This is a genomic window from Pseudomonas hunanensis, assembly GCF_013393325.1.
Classification (GTDB): domain Bacteria; phylum Pseudomonadota; class Gammaproteobacteria; order Pseudomonadales; family Pseudomonadaceae; genus Aquipseudomonas; species Aquipseudomonas putida_P.
Genome location: NZ_QJRC01000097.1, coordinates 91,251 through 107,846, shown reverse-complemented (window position 1 = coordinate 107,846; position 16,596 = coordinate 91,251). Strand labels below are relative to the sequence as shown.

Sequence of the window (16,596 nt, the reverse complement as noted above, 5' to 3'; positions counted from 1 at the left end):
ACCATAGGCCCATCGGCCGAGCCGCAGTTGCCTGGGCTCGACGTCCAGCTGCCTGCCCGCGCTATGGCAGGCGGTTTACCTCGACGGTGATGTGTGCCAGTTCTTCGTGCACGCCCAAAGCCTGGCGCACGCTGTCGGCGCTGAGAGCGCCTTGGCTGGCCAAGCCGAGAATGCAGGCGTACTGGTCTTTGCCCACGCGCCACACATGCAGGTCGGTGATGCTGGCCGGCACTACCTGCACTTGTTGCTTGCCTCAGCCGCAGAGTGTGGTGACCAGCCCAGCGGCATAGCCCGGTAGCGCAGCAAAATCCCGCGCGCATACCAGCAACTTGCGGTTGGCCCATGGCTCCTCAAGCGCTACCCAATGCAACGGCAACATCCCTTGCCAGCGCTGCACTGCTGCCAGCGGCACCACCCCGACACCTGCACCGCCCGCCACCATGCGAATCACCCCGTCAAACCCTTCTGCCCGCACCCGAATCCGCATGCGCCGCCCCTCGCGCAGCGCCTGCTCTTCCAGGTACAGCGCCAACGCACTGCCAGCCCCAAGGCCGACATAGCCATGGCTCAGGCTATCAATGAAGCTGGGCGCGGCTGCATGGGCCAGCGGGTGGCCCAGCGGTGTCACCAGCACCAGCGGGTCGTCGCGAAACGGCCGGGTTTGCAGATGCTCGCTGGGGGCAGCGGTGGAAACGATGCCCAGGTCGGCGATGCCCTGGGTAATCGACTGCACGATGCGCAAGCTCGGCAGCTCTTGCACGTCCACGCTGACACCGGGGTTTTCCGCCAGGAAGCTGGCCAGCAGTTCGGGCAGGTACTCGGTAAGCGCAGCGGTGTTGCACAGCAGGCGCACCTGGCCTTGCTGCCCCTGCGCATACTGGCTTAGGTCGAACTGCAAGCGCTCGACTTGCTGGGTTATCAGCCGCGCATGCTGCAACAACGCCTGGCCGGCCGGCGTCGGTTGTACGCCACGACGGTTACGCTCAAGCAAAGGAATACCCAGCGAGGCTTCCATGGCGCGGATGCGCGCACTGGCCGCTGCCAGTGAAAGATGGCTGCGGCTGGCGCCGGCGGTGATGTTGCCGCACTCCAGGGTGTGCTGGAACAGCTTGAGGTCGATCAGGTCGAAGTGCATGTGGCTCTGTCTTGGCAAGAGGCTGGCTGAGTATATGGCAGATTTTCACCTCGTTCGCTGCACGCCATCATCGGCCCCATGACTACCTTGCTCGCTTTCTACCAGAACATTGGCCCAGCACTCTCGCTGCTGGTGGTACTGACTTTCCTGCTGGCTGGTGCAGTGAAGGGGGTGATCGGCCTGGGCCTGCCGACCATTGCCATGGGCTTGCTGGGCCTGGCCATGTCACCGGCGCAGGCTGCCGCATTGCTGATCGTGCCCTCGACCCTCACCAATCTTTGGCAGTTGGCCAGCGGTGGGCACCTGCGGGCGCTGCTGGTGCGGCTGGGGCCGATGCTGGTGATGATCTTTGTCGGTACATGGCTGGGCAGCGCTTGGCTGGGAATCAACAGCGGCCCGTGGGCTGCCCACGCGTTGGGAGCCGCCTTGTTGGTCTATGCGTTGTACGGGTTGGTCGGCCTGGGCTTTCATGTGGCTGCGGGGCACGAGCGTTGGCTGGGGCCGCTTTGCGGCCTGGTCACTGGCGTGGTCACGGCGGCGACTGGGGTGTTCGTGATGCCCGCTGTGCCCTACCTGCAGAGCCTGGGTCTGAGCCGAGAGCAGATGATCCAGGCCTTGGGCCTATCATTCACGGTCTCGACCCTGGCCTTGGCCGTTGGCCTGGCCGGGCAGGATGCCCTGGGTGGCCAGGCGCTGGGGGCATCGCTGCTGATGCTGGCGCCGGCCCTGCTTGGCATGCTGGCCGGGCAGTGGCTGCGTCAGCGCATCAGTGCGCTGCTGTTCAAGCGTTGCTTCTTCATCGGCCTGGCCGTACTCGGCGGCCATCTGCTGATTAACGGTTAGCAGATGATGCGCTGAGCATGTCGACCCGCTGGATATCGAAATCGCGCTCCAGGTATTCCATGCGTTTTTCGAAGAACGCTGTCATGTGCGGCAGGGCCGAATGCACGTCCAGTGCAGCCTGGTCGGCCCACACTTCGAAGAACACGAACAGGCTCGGGTCTTCCTTGTCGCGCAGCATGTGGTACTCGATGCAGCCTGGCTCCTGGCGGCTTGGCTCGACGTAGGGGCGGAACAGGGTTTCGAACGCATCAGCCATTTCCGGGCGGGTCTTGGCTTTGAGGATGAAGGCGAACTGCTCACTCATGGGGCGCTACTCGATGATGGTTGGTGAGCTGATTCTACGGCAATAATTCATTGCCAATTCGTGACTTCTGATCAATTGTATTTTGCCCCGTCACTGCTGTATCCCACACCCGTGAGCCTCTAATCTGCCGGCCTGAATTTTGATTCGGCCGTGGAGGCCAGCATGAAAAAGATCCTTCTGCTCAATGGTGGTAAACAGTTCGCTCACTCTGATGGCCGTCTCAACGCAACCTTGCACGAAGCGGCCCTCGCTCATCTGGACCGCGCCGGGTTCGACGTGCAGCAGACATTCATTGACGGTGGTTACGATGTGCAGGCAGAGGTGGAGAAATTCCTCTGGGCTGATGTGATCGTCTACCAGATGCCCGGTTGGTGGATGGGGGCGCCGTGGACGGTTAAGAAGTACATCGACGAAGTCTTCACGGCAGGCCACGGCAGCCTCTACGCCAATGATGGCCGCACCCGTTCGGACCACTCGCAAAAGTACGGCAGCGGCGGCCTGGTGCACGGCAAGCAGTACATGCTGTCGTTGACCTGGAACGCGCCGCAGCAGGCGTTCGATGACCCGAGCGATTTCTTCGAAGGCAAGGGTGTTGATGCCGTTTACTTCCCGTTCCACAAGGCCAACCAGTTCCTTGGCATGAGCGGCCTGCCGACCTTCCTGGCGGTGGATGTGATGAAGCGGCCGGATGTGCCGGCTGCCTTGGCAGCGTATGAAGCCCATCTGGACAAGGTATTCGGCAAGGCACAGTAATGGGAGGTTGGGGCCGCGCAGCGGCCCCTTGCACAGACTCCGATGACCCGCTATCAATCACCGCATACCCCTGCCAAGGCCAATCGTGTGATAACCCGATCCGAAGAACTCCAGGTATTCGTCGCCGTCATCGACTGCGGCTCGATCTCCGCCGCCGCCGACCAGATGGGCCAGACCCCCTCCGCCGTCAGCCGCACCCTGTCGCGGCTGGAAGGCAAGCTGGGGACCACGCTGGTCAACCGCACCACCCGGCGCATGGACCTGACCGAGGAGGGCCGTTTCTTCCTCGAGCGTTCGCGGCTGATCCTGGAGCAGATGGACGAGATGGAAGAGCGCCTCTCGATGAACCGCCAGACCCCCTCCGGGCGGCTGCGCATCAACGCCGCTGCGCCGTTCATGCTGCATGCCATCCTGCCGTGGATCGGCGAGTTCCGCCGCCAGTACCCGGGCATCGAGCTGGAGCTGAACACCGACGACTTGATCATCGACCTGCTGGAGCAGAGCACCGACGTGGCGATCCGCATCGGTGAGCTGGCCGACTCCAGCCTGCATGCGCGCAACCTGGGTTGCAGCCCCGTGCAGGTACTGGCCAGCCCTGCCTACCTGGAGCAGCACGGCACACCGCAGCGCGTCGAGGATTTGGCCAACCACTGCCTGCTCGGCTTCAGCCAGCCCGAATCGCTCAACCATTGGCCACTGCGCCACGCCCAGGGCGACCGCTTCAGCATCCGCCCGGCATTGCTCGCCTCCAGTGGCGAGACCCTGCGCCAGCTGGCGCTAGCCGGGGAGGGCATCGTCAGCCTGTCGCATTTCATGACCCACGAAGACATCCGCACCGGGCGCCTCCAAGTGCTGCTGGGCGAAGCCAATAATGGCTACCGTCAGCCGATCCACGCGGTCTACTACCGCAACACCCAGCTGGCGCTGCGTATCCAGTGCTTCCTGGACTTCATCCAGCGCAAATTGGCGATGTACGCCTGCTGAGTTGCCTGAACGCGACAAATCCTGCCCACAGGCGGCGAAACTTCCTACGGTTGATTGCACAGTCGAAGCGCTTCGGCCTTACTGACTGCTCAACAAAAACAACACCAAGGAAGTGTCATGCGTATTGTCCCGTTCCAGTGCCTGGTTCTCGCAGCCGCGATTCTGAGCTGTTCCTCGGTTTACGCCGCCAACCTGGAGGGCGGCGCGGTGGCCGCACCTGATCAATATGGTGCACAGGTAGCCGCCGACATTCTGAAAAAGGGCGGCAACGCGGTGGACGCGGCAGTGGCAACCGCCTTCACCCTGGCGGTGACCTACCCCGAGGCCGGCAACATCGGTGGTGGCGGCTTCATGACCCTGTTCATCGACGGCAAGCCCTACTTCCTCGACTACCGCGAAGTCGCGCCCAAGGCCGCCACGCGCAACATGTACCTGGACGACAAGGGCGAGGTCATCGAGAACCTGAGCCTGGTTGGTGTACGCGCCGCTGGTGTACCCGGTACGGTGATGGGCTTGTGGGAGGCGCACCAGAAGTTTGGCAAGCTGCCCTGGAGCGAGTTGCTGACCCCGGCCATCGGCTATGCGAAAAACGGCTTCAAGGTGGCGGAAAAACAGTACCAGTACCGCAACGATGCCCAGGGCATGTTCAAGACAGCGACCAACTTCAACGACTACTTCGGCAACATGAAGGTTGGCGAGCTGTTCAAACAGCCGGAAATGGCCCAGACCCTGGAGCGCATCGCCGACAAGGGCGTGAGCGAGTTCTACCAGGGCAAGACCGCCGACCTGCTGGTGGCGCAGATGCAGGCCGACAAAGGCCTGATCACCAAAGAAGACTTGAAGGACTACAAGGCCGTGTGGCGTGAGCCGATGGCCGTAAGCTGGCGCGGCAATGTGGTGTACACCGCCCCACCGCCGAGCTCCGGTGGCGTGGCACTGGCCCAGTTGCTGGGCATCAAGGAAGACCGCGCGGCGGACTTCAAAGGGGTGGCGCACAACTCGGCGCAGTACATCCACCTGTTGGCAGAGATCGAAAAGCGGGTGTTCGCCGACCGTGCCGACTACCTTGGCGACCCGGCCTTTACCAAGGTGCCGGTGGACCAGCTGGTGGCCAAGGATTACCTGGCCAAGCGCGCCGCGCAGGTCAACCCGAAGGCCATTTCCGACACCGACAAGGTCAAGCCAGGGCTGGAGCCGCACCAGACCACGCATTTCTCGATCGTCGACAAGCAAGGCAATGCGGTCAGCAATACCTACACCCTCAACCTCGACTACGGCAGTGGCGTGGTGGTGAAGGGCGCGGGCTTCCTGCTGAACGACGAGATGGATGATTTCAGCGCCAAACCGGGTGCGGCTAACGCCTTTGGTGTGGTCGGCGGTGATGCCAACGCCATCGAACCGGGCAAGCGCATGCTTTCATCGATGAGCCCTAGCCTGATGACCCGCGATGGCAAGGTCGAGCTGGTGATCGGTACCCCGGGTGGTTCACGGATCTTCACCTCGATCTTCCAGGTGATGAACAACCTGTACGACTACGGCATGCCGTTGGACAAGGCGGTGGCGGCGCAGCGGGTGCACCATCAGTTGCTGCCCAAGGACACCATCTACTTCGATGCCTATGCGCCCCTGACCGGGCCGGTGGCTGATGAGCTGAAGAAGATGGGCTATGTGCTGGAGGATCAGGGTTGGGAGATGGGTGATATCCAGGCGATTCGGGTAGATGGGGCCAAGCTTGAGACCGCTTCCGATCCGCGTGGGCGTGGGGTGGGGATGATCGTCAAGTAAGCCTGTTCGGGCGCTGGGAGGGCTTCGCCCTCCTTTCGCGACACAAGGCCGCTCCTACAGGGGAACGCGATTTCCTGTAGGAGCGGCCTTGCGTCGCGATGGGCCGCTAAGCGGCCCCAGGGGCTTCAAGTCAGACGCGGAACTGGCTGACCAGTGTCTGCAACTGCCCACCCAACCGCGCCAGCTCAACGCTCGCCGACGCCGTCTCGTCACTGGCCGCCGCCGTCTGCTCCGACACATCACGTACATTCAGAATGCTGCGGCTGATCTCTTCAGCCACCGCACTCTGCTGCTCTGCCGCCGCGGCAATCTGCTGGTTCATCGACTGAATGCTCGACACCGTGCTGGTGATGCTCTCCAGCGAAGCCCCAGCCTTGCGCGCCAGCTCGACGCTGCTGTCGGTCAAGGTACGGCTGCCCTGCATGGCGCTGGCCACTTGCTGGGTACCCTGCTGCAGGCTGGCAATCAGCTCTTCGATCTCTTCGGTGGACTTCTGCGTGCGCTGGGCCAGGCCGCGCACTTCGTCGGCGACCACGGCAAAGCCACGCCCGGCCTCGCCGGCGCGCGCCGCCTCGATCGCCGCGTTGAGTGCCAGCAGGTTGGTCTGTTCGGCCACTGACTTGATCACGTCCATCACGCTACCGATCTTCTGGCTTTCCTGCTGCAACAGGGTCATGGCCTCGGTGGAGCGGTGCATGTCTTCGGCCAGGCGCTCGATCTGGCCAATCGCCTCGCCCACCACGCGGTCACCGGCGCGGGCTTCGTCATCGGCACCGGTTGCGGCATGCGAGGCCTGCTCGGCATTGCGCGCCACTTCCTGAACGGTGGCGGCCATTTCGTGCATGGCGGTGGCTACCTGGTCGGTCTCGACCTTTTGGCTGTTGGCGCCGGCGCTGGTCTGTTCGGTCACTGCCGACAGCTCTTCGGCGGCGCTGGCGATTTGGGTGACGCCATCGCGGATGCCACCGATAAGTTCGCGCAAGGTAGTGCCCATTCGCGCGATGCCTTGCTGCAGTACGCCCAGTTCGTCGCGGCGGGTGACGCGCATGTGCTGGGTAAGGTCGCCGCTGGCGATCTTCTCCACGGCCACCAGGGTGTCGTGCAACGGGCGAGTGATCTGGCGGGTGATCAGCACCGCTGCCAGCACACCGACCAGCAGCGCCAGCAACGTGGCGATGGCCTGCAGGCTGCGGGCCTGGGTGCTCTCGATGTCACGGCGCTGCAGCTGGATCTGGTACAGCGCATCGCTTCGCTTGACGATATCGGCGCCCTGCACAGTCATTTCGGCACGTGAGGTGGTGATGTTGGCGACCGCGTCGCGGAACTGGCGCACGGCGTCACGGTAAGCCAGTACCGAGCTTTCGAACTGTTGCAGGCGGGCGTCTTCGGCGGGCAGCTGGCGCTTGAGGTTGTCGATGTCGGCCAGCGCTGCATCCAGCTGGCGCAGGGCGGCCTGCTCGTTGGCGCTGCTGTTGTCGGCGATGTAGCCGCGCACATCGATGCGTACCTGCAGCAGTTGCTGGCGGGCCTTGCTGATCAGTTGGTACTGGGCCAGGCGCACGCTGTCGGCCTCGGGGCGTGCCATCACTTCCTGGCTGAGGGCGTCCATGGCCTGGTCGGCACGGGTGGCCGAGCTGTCCATGGTAACGCGTGCGCTGCGGGTGGCGTCGTAGCCCTGGCGCATCTTGTTCAACGAAAGCTTGTAGGCGCTGATGGTGTCGCCCAGCTCACCCAGCAGCTTGATGTTTTCCGGGCTTTTGAACGTGGTGGCCAGGTAGGCTTGCTGCTTGCTGAAGGCGTCCAGCTTGGCCTGGGTGTTGGCGGCGGCAGTATCGTCGCCGTTGGCGATCATGTACTGCAGGCGCGCAATGCGCAGGTCAGTGAGATCCTTGTTCAACTGGCCGATATCGCCCATCCAGTTGCTGCGGTCGATCAGGCTGCCCAGGCTGGTCCAGCCGGTGAGGGCCAGCAGGCCAGTGAGGACCAGCACAAGGCCGAAGCCCAGGCCGAGTTTGAGGTTGACGCTGATGTTGGCGAACCAGCTGTTCATGCACGCTCTCCAGAAGTTGATTTCGCTCTTTTGATCTTCGATCGCCAGGCGTTGTTGTTCTGGATGCCCGCTGACTCGTGCAGGAGTTATCGGCAATGATGGGGGAAGCTGAAACGCTTTTTCAGCAGATTTGTAACTGGATGATTGGGGCCGCCAAACGGCCCCAATCCGTGTCAGAGGTTACGTGCACTGAAGGTATCGCAGCTGTTCACTTCACCCTCGGCAAACCCGGTCTTGAACCAGCGCACCCGCTGCGCCGAAGTGCCATGGGTGAAGGAGTCCGGCACCACACGCCCACGGCCCTGCTGTTGCAGGCGGTCATCGCCAATGGCATTGGCCGCATTCAGCGCTTCCTCGACGTCACCTGGCTCCAGCCAATTCAGGCGCTTTTGGGCCTGGTAGGCCCAAACACCGGCCAGGCAGTCGGCCTGCAACTCCTGGCGCACCAGCAAGCCGTTGTCGCCCTCCATCCGCTGGCCACTGCGACGTGCGGCATCGACCTTGGCCGAAACGCCCAGCAGTGTCTGCACGTGGTGGCCGATTTCGTGGGCGATCACATAGGCCTGGGCAAAGTCGCCGGCCGCAGCGAAGCGGGTTTCCATTTCGCGGAAGAACGACATGTCCAGGTACACCCGCTGGTCCGCCGGGCAATAGAACGGCCCGACCGCTGCGGAGGCAAAGCCACACGCCGAGTTGACCTGGCCGCTGAACAGCACCAGCTTGGGGTCGCGGTATTGTTTGCCGGCCTCGGCGAACAGGGCCTTCCAGGTGTCTTCGGTATCGCCCAGTACCGAGGCGACGAACTCGGCCTGCTGGTCGTTGGCCGGCGGCGCCTTGCCGCCCGCACCACTGGGCGCCGTTTGTTGCTGCTGCTGTTCCATCTGGCCGGTGAGCTGGCCAAGAATCTGCAAGGGGTCCTGCCCGGTAAGCCAGCCGATACCGACGATCAGCAGAATCGCCCCGAGCCCCAGCCCTTTGCCGCCGCCGAAACGCATGCCGCCGCCACCGCCACCCTCGCCTCGGGCATCGACCACGTTGTCGCTGCGTCGGCCTTTTCGCCATTCCATGAGTGCTCTCCCGAGCGTGAAACAAGAAGACAAAGATTAGTTCACGACAGCGGCAAGTGTCAGGGCAAAGTGTTTATGTATAACCATTTGGTTATGTTTCGTGTGGTTGATTTCAATATTCATCGTGCGCGACCTGTCGGAAACTGTAAGTCCGCCTGCCACGCCCAGGCGTTCAGATAATTCCAAGAGAGGAAACCGGCATGCCCGCACAGGACAACAGCCGCTTCGTGATCCGTGATCGCAACTGGCACCCCAAAGCCCTTACGCCTGACTACAAAACGTCCATCGCCCGCTCGCCGCGCCAGGCACTGGTCAGCATTCCGCAGTCGATCAGCGAAACCACTGGTCCGGACTTTTCCCACTTGGGCTTCGGTACCCACGACCATGACCTGCTGCTGAACTTCAACAACGGTGGCTTGCCGATCGGTGAACGCATCATCGTCGCCGGCCGTGTCGTCGATCAGTACGGCAAGCCTGTACCGAACACCCTGGTAGAGATGTGGCAAGCCAACGCCGGCGGCCGCTATCGCCACAAGAACGACCGTTACCTGGCGCCGCTGGACCCGAACTTCGGTGGCGTTGGCCGCTGCCTGACCGACCGTGACGGCTACTACAGCTTCCGTACCATCAAGCCGGGCCCGTACCCATGGCGCAATGGCCCCAACGACTGGCGCCCGGCGCACATCCACTTCGCCATCAGCGGCCCGTCGATCGCCACCAAGCTGATTACCCAGTTGTATTTCGAGGGTGACCCGCTGATCCCGATGTGCCCGATCGTCAAGTCGATCGCAAACCCTGAAGCTGTGCAGCAGTTGATCGCCAAACTCGACATGAGCAACGCCAACCCGATGGACTGCCTGGCCTATCGCTTCGACATCGTGCTGCGTGGCCAGCGCAAGACCCACTTCGAAAACTGCTGAGGAACCCGCCATGCCAATCGAACTGCTGCCGGAAACCCCTTCGCAGACTGCCGGCCCCTACGTGCACATCGGCCTGGCCCTGGAAGCGGCCGGCAACCCGACCCGCGACCAGGAAATCTGGAACCGCCTGGCCAAGCCTGACGCGCCGGGCGAGCACATTCTGCTGATCGGCCAGGTGTACGACGGTAACGGCCACCTGGTGCGCGATTCGTTCCTGGAAGTGTGGCAGGCAGATGCCAACGGCGAGTACCAGGATGCCTACAACCTGGAAAACGCCTTCAACAGCTTTGGCCGCACCGCTACCACCTTCGATGCCGGTGAGTGGACGCTGCACACGGTCAAGCCGGGTGTGGTGAACAACGCTGCTGGCGTGCCAATGGCGCCGCACATCAACATCAGCCTGTTTGCCCGTGGCATCAACATTCACCTGCACACGCGCCTGTATTTCGATGATGAGGCCCAGGCCAATGCCAAATGCCCGGTGCTCAACCTGATCGAACAGCCACAGCGGCGTGAAACCTTGATTGCCAAGCGTTGCGAAGTGGATGGGAAGACGGCATATCGCTTTGATATCCGTATTCAGGGGGAAGGGGAGACAGTCTTCTTCGACTTCTGATTCAAACCTTTGGGGCCGCAAAGCGGCCCCAAAGGTGCGACGGTCAGCGCCTGACCAGTAGAACCCCGCTCTCCATATGGTGGGTATAGGGGAACTGGTCAAACAACGCACACCGCTCGATACGGTGCGTGTCCTGCAACTGGGCAATGTTTGCCGCCAGCGTTTCCGGGTTGCACGAGATGTACAGGATCCGCTCGAAGCGCCGGGTCAGCTCGCAGGTATCCGGGTCCATCCCCGCCCGCGGCGGGTCGACGAACACGGTACCGAACTCATAACTTTTCAGGTCGATGCCTTCCAGTCGACGGAAGGGTCGCACCTCATTCAGCGCCTGGGTCAGCTCCTCTGCCGACAACCGCACCAGCCGCACGTTATCCACAGCGTTCTCGTCGAGGTTGCTCAACGCGGCATTGACCGATGTCTTGCTGATTTCGGTGGCCAGCACCTGGCGCACACGGGTAGCCAGCGGCAGGGTGAAGTTGCCGTTGCCGCAGTACAGCTCCAGCAGGTCGTCCTCACGCTCACCGATGGCCTCGAAGGCCCAACTGAGCATCTTCTGGTTCACCGCACCGTTGGGTTGGGTGAACGCGCCTTCTGGTTGGCGGTAGCTGAACACACGGCCGGCCACGTCGAGTTCTTCAATCGCGTAGTCGCGGCCGATCACCAGGCGCTTGCCCTTGGAGCGGCCAATGACGCTTACGCCCAGCGCTTCAGCCAGTTGCCGCGCTTCCACTTCCCATGCCTCGTCCAGCGGGCGGTGGTAGCACATCGTGATCATCGCATCGCCAGCCAGGGTGGTGAGGAACTCCACCTGGAACAGGCGGTTGCCCAGTTCCTCGCTGGCCTGCCAAGCCGCCTTCAGGCGCGGCATCAGGGCATTGATGCGCTGGCTGGCAATGGGGAAATCGTCGATCAAGATCGCCTTGTGCTTATCGCCCTGGGCAAACATGGCGTAGTGGCGCTGGCCATCCTCGCGCCACAGGCGGAATTCGGCGCGCAGGCGGTAGTGCTCGCGCGGCGAGTCGAAAACGGCCGGCTCCGGCGCGCCGAACGGCGCCAGCAGCTCGCGCAGCCGGGCCACCTTGGCGTCCAGCTGGGTGGCGTAGGAGGAGGGGTCGAAAGCAGCACTCATGCGTTGAACCAGCCCAGCTTGATGACGAACAGGATGGAAAGGATCACCAGGGCCGGGTTCAGGTCGCGGTGGCGGCCGGAAATCAGCTTGACGGCGGTCCAGGAGATGAAGCCGAAGGCAATGCCGTTGGCGATCGAGTAGGTCAGCGGCATGGCCAGGGCGGTCACCACCACCGGTGCGGCTTCGGTGACATCGTCCCAGTTTATTTCCGCCAGGCCAGAGGCCATCAGCACTGCGACGAACAGCAGGGCCGGGGCGGTGGCGAATGCCGGTACGCTACCGGCCAGCGGGGCGAAGAACAACGCCAGCAGGAACAGCACGGCCACCACGATGGCGGTCAGGCCGGTGCGGCCACCGGCACTCACGCCCGCAGCGGATTCGATGTAGCTGGTGGTGGTCGAGGTGCCCAGCAGCGAACCGGCCATGGCGGCGGTGCTGTCGGCGATCAGGGCGCGGCCCATCTTCGGCATGTGGCCGTCCTTGCCCATCAGCCCGGCGCGCTTGGCCACGCCGATCAAGGTGCCGGAGTTGTCGAACAGGTCGACGAACAGGAAGGCGAAAATCACGCTGACCAGGCCGACGTCCAGCGCGCCAGCGATGTCCAGCTGCAAGAAGGTTGGGGCCAGCGACGGCGGCATGGAGACGATGCCACCGAACGGCGTCACGCCCATCACGATCGAGGCGATGGTCACCGCCAGGATGCCGATCAACACGGCGCCGCGCACTTTCAGCGACTCCAGGCCGACGATCAGGAAGAAACCCAGGGTGGCGAGGATCGGTGCAGGTTGCTTGAGGTCGCCCAGGCCCACCAAAGTGGCCGGGTTATCGACGACGATGCCAGCGTTATGCAGGGCGATCAGCGCGAGGAACAGGCCGATACCGGCGGCAATCGCCGAACGCAGCGGCAACGGGATACTGTTCACGATCCATTCGCGGATGCGGAAGATCGACAGCAGGAAGAACATCACCGCCGACAGGAACACCGCCCCCAGCGCCACCTGCCAGGTGTGGCCCATGTGCAGCACCACGGTGTAGGTGAAGAACGCGTTCAGGCCCATGCCCGGTGCCAGGGCAATCGGGTAGTTGGCGATCAGGCCCATGGTGGTGGAACCGATGGCTGCAGCCAGACAGGTGGCGACGAAGATCGCCCCTTTGTCCATGCCGGTCTCGCCGAGGATGCTCGGGTTGACGAACAGGATGTAGGCCATGGCCAGGAAGGTGGTAACGCCCGCAAGAATCTCGGTGCGCACGTTGGTGTTGTGTGCTTTTAGTTGAAACAGCCTTTCCAGCATGCCCGCTCCCCAAGGCGCCCCCGGCGCCATGAATGTATCGACCCCATCAGCAAAGCACAGACCGTACCGGTTGCCGTGGTTTTGTGTGGGGAGGAAAAAAGCCGCGCATCATACCAGCATGCTCGGTGAGCGGTAATCAATGTCGCGATATACTGCCGATTCTGCGCCGCGCGGCATGCGGCCTCGTGGGAGCAGCGCTGTGCAGTTGATTGACTACCGTGACCTGAACCAGGCCCAGCGCGCCCAATTGCTCGATATCCAGCTGCACCCAGCGCAGCAACGCCATGCCGGTGATGTGGCCAGTGCGTTGTATCTGCTGCTCAACTGCAAAAGCGATCAACGGCGTGCACTGGTGATTGTGCTCGACAGCGTGCCGCAGGGGTTGCTGTTGCTTCAGTGCGGGGCATTTCTACCCGCCTGGGCCAAGCCTGGTGCGGCGATGATAACGGCCTTGCAGGTCGACAAACGCTTGCAGGGGCGTGGCTTGGGCCGTGGGTGCATGCAGGCCTTGCCGGCAGTGGTGCGCGCGATGTGGCCGGATGTCGAATGCCTGCAATTGTCAGTGGACCGCGACAACCATGCGGCGTTGGGTTTGTACCGCGCCACCGGCTGGATGGACAGTGGCGATGGCTACACGGCCCGCAGCGGCCATGAACGTTGCATGACCTTGATGCTCTGAGCGGCCTGCGATCGGGCCACGGCGTTCAGTTGGTGGGCTTGCTGTGCAGTTGATCGCGCTTGGCCAGGGTCGGGAACAGCTTTATCCATACCCCGGTCACCACCAAGGTGCCCACCCCGCCCATCACCACCGCCGGCACTGTGCCAAACCAGTGCGCCGTCACCCCCGATTCGAACTCACCGAGCTGGTTCGAGGCACCGATGAACAAGCCGTTCACTGCACTCACCCGCCCGCGCATTTCATCCGGTGTCTCCAGTTGCACGAACGAGCTGCGAATGACCATGCTGATCATGTCCGCCGCGCCCAGCACCACCAGCACCGCCAGCGAGAACCAGAACGAGGTCGACAGGCCGAAGGCGATGGTCGCCACGCCGAACACGCCAACGGCGGTGAACATGGTCCGCCCGACTTTGCGCTCGAACGGGAAGCGTGCCAGCCACAGCGACATCAGCAACGCCCCCACCGCGGGTGCCGAACGTAGCAGGCCAAGGCCCATCGGGCCGGTCAGCAGGATGTCCTTGGCGAACACCGGCAGTAGCGCGGTGGCCCCGCCCAGCAACACTGCAAACAGGTCCAGCGAGATGGCGCCGAGGATATCGGGCCGGCTGCGGATGAAGCGGATGCCGGCCAGCAGCGATTCGATGCTGGCGCGCCCACGTTGGGCGACTTGGCCGCGTGCCTGCAGGCTCAGGGTCAGCACACAGGCAATGGCGTACAGGGCAACGGTCGGGCCGTACACCCAGATGCTGCCGAACGCATACAGGAAACCGCCCACAGCCGGCGCCACGATGGTGGCCGACTGGGTGGCCGACGCCGAAGCCGCCACCGCCCGCGGGAACAGCCCAGGTGGCACCACATTGGGCAACAAGGCCTGGGTTGCCGGCATTTCGAACGAGCGCGTGGCTCCGAGCAGGAAGGCCAGGGCAAAGATCAGTTCGCGGGTGACGTTGTCGGTCGCGCTGCCCACCGCCAGCGCCAGGGCAATCAGCCCCTGCAGGCTCTGGCACAAGGCAGCGACCTTGCGCCGGTCATAGCGGTCGGCGACATGCCCGGTGTGCAACATGAACAACACCCGTGGGGCGAATTCGACCAGACCGACCAGGCCCAGGTCCAGCACATTGCCGGTCAACTGGTAGAGGTGCCAGCCAATGGCCACGGTGAGCATCTGGAAGCCGCTGGCGGTGAACACGCGGGCCAGCCAGAAGGCCAGGAAAGGGCGGTGGTGACGCAACAACTGCGGTGCGGAATCGGACATCGGAAACCAGGGGCCTCGGCGCAGTAGAGGGGTGCGCAGCGTATCATCTGTTTGTAACAAACGGTTACTGTTTGCCCAGGTCGGCACTTTTCCACGGTTTATGAAAGAGGGTGGGGCAACCGGTCACGCGGCAATCAACCACACGGCCCGTCAGGCCATTCGGGACTATGCTTCCTAGCAGTCGTTGATCTGGATCAATCGTTCCAGATGTAACGATCGGGCCCTTGGGCCGAAATCCCTGCGATCGAACAGAACAATTCCAACGCGCCGTACTCGACCCAGTGGGGGCAGTGGGCGACTGGGGCCACAAGCCCGGACGCCGGATTATCTGAAGAGGAAGCACCATGTTCGGAATAGAGGCCTTAGAGCTCGCCCGAATGCAGTTTGCCTTTACCGTGTCGTTCCACATCCTGTTCCCGGCCATCACCATTGGCTTGGCGAGCTACCTGGCAGTCCTCGAAGGCCTCTGGCTGAGGACCCACAATCAGGTCTACCGTGATCTCTATCATTTCTGGTCGAAGATATTCGCCGTCAACTTTGGCATGGGCGTGGTCTCTGGCCTGGTCATGGCCTACCAGTTCGGCACCAACTGGAGCCGCTTCTCCGACTTTGCCGGCGCCGTCACCGGCCCGCTGCTCACCTACGAAGTTCTCACTGCGTTCTTCCTCGAGGCGGGCTTCCTGGGTGTCATGCTGTTTGGCTGGAACCGCGTCGGCCGTGGCCTGCACTTCTTCTCCACGGTGATGGTGGCGCTCGGCACACTGGTTTCGACGTTCTGGATCCTTGCCTCCAACAGCTGGATGCAAACCCCACAAGGCCACGAGATCATCGATGGCCGGGTGGTGCCGGTGGACTGGTTTGCAGTGGTGTTCAACCCCTCGTTCCCCTACCGCTTGATGCACATGGCCACAGCCGCGTTCGTTTCCACCGCGTTCTTCGTCGGTGCTTCGGCGGCTTGGCACCTGCTGCGCGGGCGTGACAACCCGGCCGTGCGCAAGATGCTGTCGATGGCCATGTGGATGGCGCTTATCGTCGCCCCGATCCAGGCGGTGATTGGCGACTTCCATGGCCTCAACACGCTCAAGCATCAACCGGTGAAAATTGCCGCGATCGAAGGCCACTGGGAGAACGTACCCGGCGAGCCGACCCCGCTGATTCTGTTCGGCATCCCCGACATGAAGGCCGAGACTACCCGCTTCAAGGTCGAGATTCCCGCGCTGGGCAGCCTGATCCTGACCCATAGCCTGGACAAGCAGGTGCCGGCGATGAAGGAGTTCCCGCCCGAGGATCGGCCTAACTCGACCATCGTGTTCTGGTCGTTCCGGATCATGGTCGGGCTCGGCTTCCTGATGATCTTCGTCGGCCTGTGGAGCCTGTGGTTGCGCAAGCGCGGCACGCTGTACAGCTCGCGCCCGTTCCTGCATGTGGCCCTGTGGATGGGCCCGTCTGGGCTGGTCGCGCTACTGGCCGGCTGGTTTACCACCGAAATCGGCCGCCAACCTTGGGTGGTGTATGGCCTGATGCGCACGGCTGACGGCGTGTCCAACCACAGTTACGCCCAGCTTGGTTTCACCCTGGTGGCCTTCGTGGTGGTGTATTTCGCCCTGTTCGGCACCGGCCTTGGCTACATGATGCGCCTGGTGCGCAAAGGGCCGCAGACCGGGGAAGGTGACGAGCACACACCGGGTGGCCCTGGCCAGAAACGCACGCCGGCGCGGCCGTTGTCCGCCGCCGATGATGGCCGAGAGGCCACCTCTGCCAGCCTGAACAAGGGGAACTGAGCC

General features: G+C 63.0%; 15 protein-coding genes and 1 pseudogene. 8 read left to right on the top strand and 8 right to left on the bottom strand.

Annotated features, from left to right (window positions below):
• Positions 1-61: 61 nt before the first annotated feature.
• Positions 62-229 (bottom strand): annotated as a pseudogene (locus tag DM807_RS21650) (cation transporter); the annotation flags it as partial.
• Between the two features lie 24 nt (positions 230-253).
• Positions 254-1,135 carry a LysR family transcriptional regulator gene (locus DM807_RS21645; RefSeq protein WP_179027900.1) on the bottom strand — a complete coding sequence of 294 codons (882 nt, stop codon included), beginning with the start codon at positions 1,133-1,135 and terminating at the stop codon, positions 254-256.
• A 78-nt stretch (positions 1,136-1,213) separates the two neighbouring features.
• On the opposite strand from DM807_RS21645, the gene DM807_RS21640 reads away from it, so the two are divergent.
• Positions 1,214-1,978 (top strand): sulfite exporter TauE/SafE family protein, encoded by a 765-nt coding sequence (locus DM807_RS21640; protein WP_060494438.1) that lies wholly within the window; start codon positions 1,214-1,216, stop codon positions 1,976-1,978.
• Here the strand turns inward: DM807_RS21640 and DM807_RS21635 are convergent.
• Positions 1,968-2,282 carry a putative quinol monooxygenase gene (locus DM807_RS21635; RefSeq protein ID WP_012274194.1) on the bottom strand — a complete coding sequence of 105 codons (315 nt, stop codon included), beginning with the start codon at positions 2,280-2,282 and terminating at the stop codon, positions 1,968-1,970. The two genes, DM807_RS21640 and DM807_RS21635, sit on opposite strands and share 11 nt — an antisense overlap.
• A gap of 162 nt (positions 2,283-2,444) precedes the next feature.
• Here DM807_RS21635 and mdaB point away from each other — a divergent pair, with 162 nt between their 5' ends.
• The 3 genes from mdaB (at position 2,445) to ggt (ending at position 5,804) form a co-directional block, all read left to right on the top strand.
• Positions 2,445-3,035: an NADPH:quinone oxidoreductase MdaB gene (gene mdaB / locus DM807_RS21630; protein WP_012274193.1), complete on the top strand. Its 591-nt coding sequence runs from the start codon at positions 2,445-2,447 to the stop codon at positions 3,033-3,035.
• Positions 3,036-3,122: 87 nt separating this feature from the next.
• Positions 3,123-4,019 (top strand): LysR family transcriptional regulator, encoded by an 897-nt coding sequence (locus tag DM807_RS21625; protein WP_041166788.1) that lies wholly within the window; start codon positions 3,123-3,125, stop codon positions 4,017-4,019.
• Positions 4,020-4,136: 117 nt separating this feature from the next.
• Positions 4,137-5,804 (top strand): gamma-glutamyltransferase, encoded by a 1,668-nt coding sequence (gene ggt / locus DM807_RS21620; RefSeq protein WP_179027899.1) that lies wholly within the window; start codon positions 4,137-4,139, stop codon positions 5,802-5,804.
• A gap of 130 nt (positions 5,805-5,934) precedes the next feature.
• On the opposite strand, the gene DM807_RS21615 is transcribed toward ggt, so the two are convergent.
• Positions 5,935-7,719 (bottom strand): methyl-accepting chemotaxis protein, encoded by a 1,785-nt coding sequence (locus DM807_RS21615; RefSeq protein ID WP_483407054.1) that lies wholly within the window; start codon positions 7,717-7,719, stop codon positions 5,935-5,937.
• Between the two features lie 308 nt (positions 7,720-8,027).
• Positions 8,028-8,921 (bottom strand): KPN_02809 family neutral zinc metallopeptidase, encoded by an 894-nt coding sequence (ypfJ, locus tag DM807_RS21610; RefSeq protein ID WP_060494435.1) that lies wholly within the window; start codon positions 8,919-8,921, stop codon positions 8,028-8,030.
• 200 nt (positions 8,922-9,121) lie between these two features.
• On the opposite strand from ypfJ, the gene pcaH reads away from it, so the two are divergent.
• Together pcaH and pcaG are read left to right on the top strand one after the other, a co-directional pair.
• On the top strand, positions 9,122-9,841 hold the full coding sequence (pcaH, locus tag DM807_RS21605; protein ID WP_012274188.1) for a protocatechuate 3,4-dioxygenase subunit beta: 720 nt from the start codon (positions 9,122-9,124) through the stop codon (positions 9,839-9,841).
• 10 nt (positions 9,842-9,851) lie between these two features.
• Positions 9,852-10,457: a protocatechuate 3,4-dioxygenase subunit alpha gene (gene pcaG, locus DM807_RS21600; protein ID WP_012274187.1), complete on the top strand. Its 606-nt coding sequence runs from the start codon at positions 9,852-9,854 to the stop codon at positions 10,455-10,457.
• A gap of 43 nt (positions 10,458-10,500) precedes the next feature.
• Here the strand turns inward: pcaG and trmA are convergent, their stop codons facing one another.
• Together trmA and DM807_RS21590 are read right to left on the bottom strand one after the other, a co-directional pair.
• A complete protein-coding gene (trmA, locus tag DM807_RS21595; protein ID WP_012274186.1) occupies positions 10,501-11,586 on the bottom strand; it encodes a tRNA (uridine(54)-C5)-methyltransferase TrmA in 1,086 nt (361 codons plus the stop codon).
• Positions 11,583-12,878: an NCS2 family permease gene (locus DM807_RS21590; RefSeq protein WP_012274185.1), complete on the bottom strand. Its 1,296-nt coding sequence runs from the start codon at positions 12,876-12,878 to the stop codon at positions 11,583-11,585. Before DM807_RS21590 ends, trmA begins: the two co-directional genes overlap by 4 nt.
• A 199-nt stretch (positions 12,879-13,077) precedes the next feature.
• Between DM807_RS21590 and DM807_RS21585 the strand changes: the two genes are divergently transcribed.
• Positions 13,078-13,557, top strand: a complete 480-nt coding sequence (locus tag DM807_RS21585) for a GNAT family N-acetyltransferase (protein ID WP_012274184.1) — start codon at positions 13,078-13,080, stop codon at positions 13,555-13,557.
• 25 nt (positions 13,558-13,582) lie between these two features.
• Here DM807_RS21585 and DM807_RS21580 read toward each other — a convergent pair whose 3' ends face one another.
• Positions 13,583-14,812 (bottom strand): MFS transporter, encoded by a 1,230-nt coding sequence (locus DM807_RS21580; protein ID WP_012274183.1) that lies wholly within the window; start codon positions 14,810-14,812, stop codon positions 13,583-13,585.
• A gap of 344 nt (positions 14,813-15,156) precedes the next feature.
• On the opposite strand from DM807_RS21580, the gene DM807_RS21575 reads away from it, so the two are divergent.
• Positions 15,157-16,593: a cytochrome ubiquinol oxidase subunit I gene (locus DM807_RS21575; RefSeq protein WP_012274182.1), complete on the top strand. Its 1,437-nt coding sequence runs from the start codon at positions 15,157-15,159 to the stop codon at positions 16,591-16,593.
• Positions 16,594-16,596 lie beyond the last annotated feature (3 nt).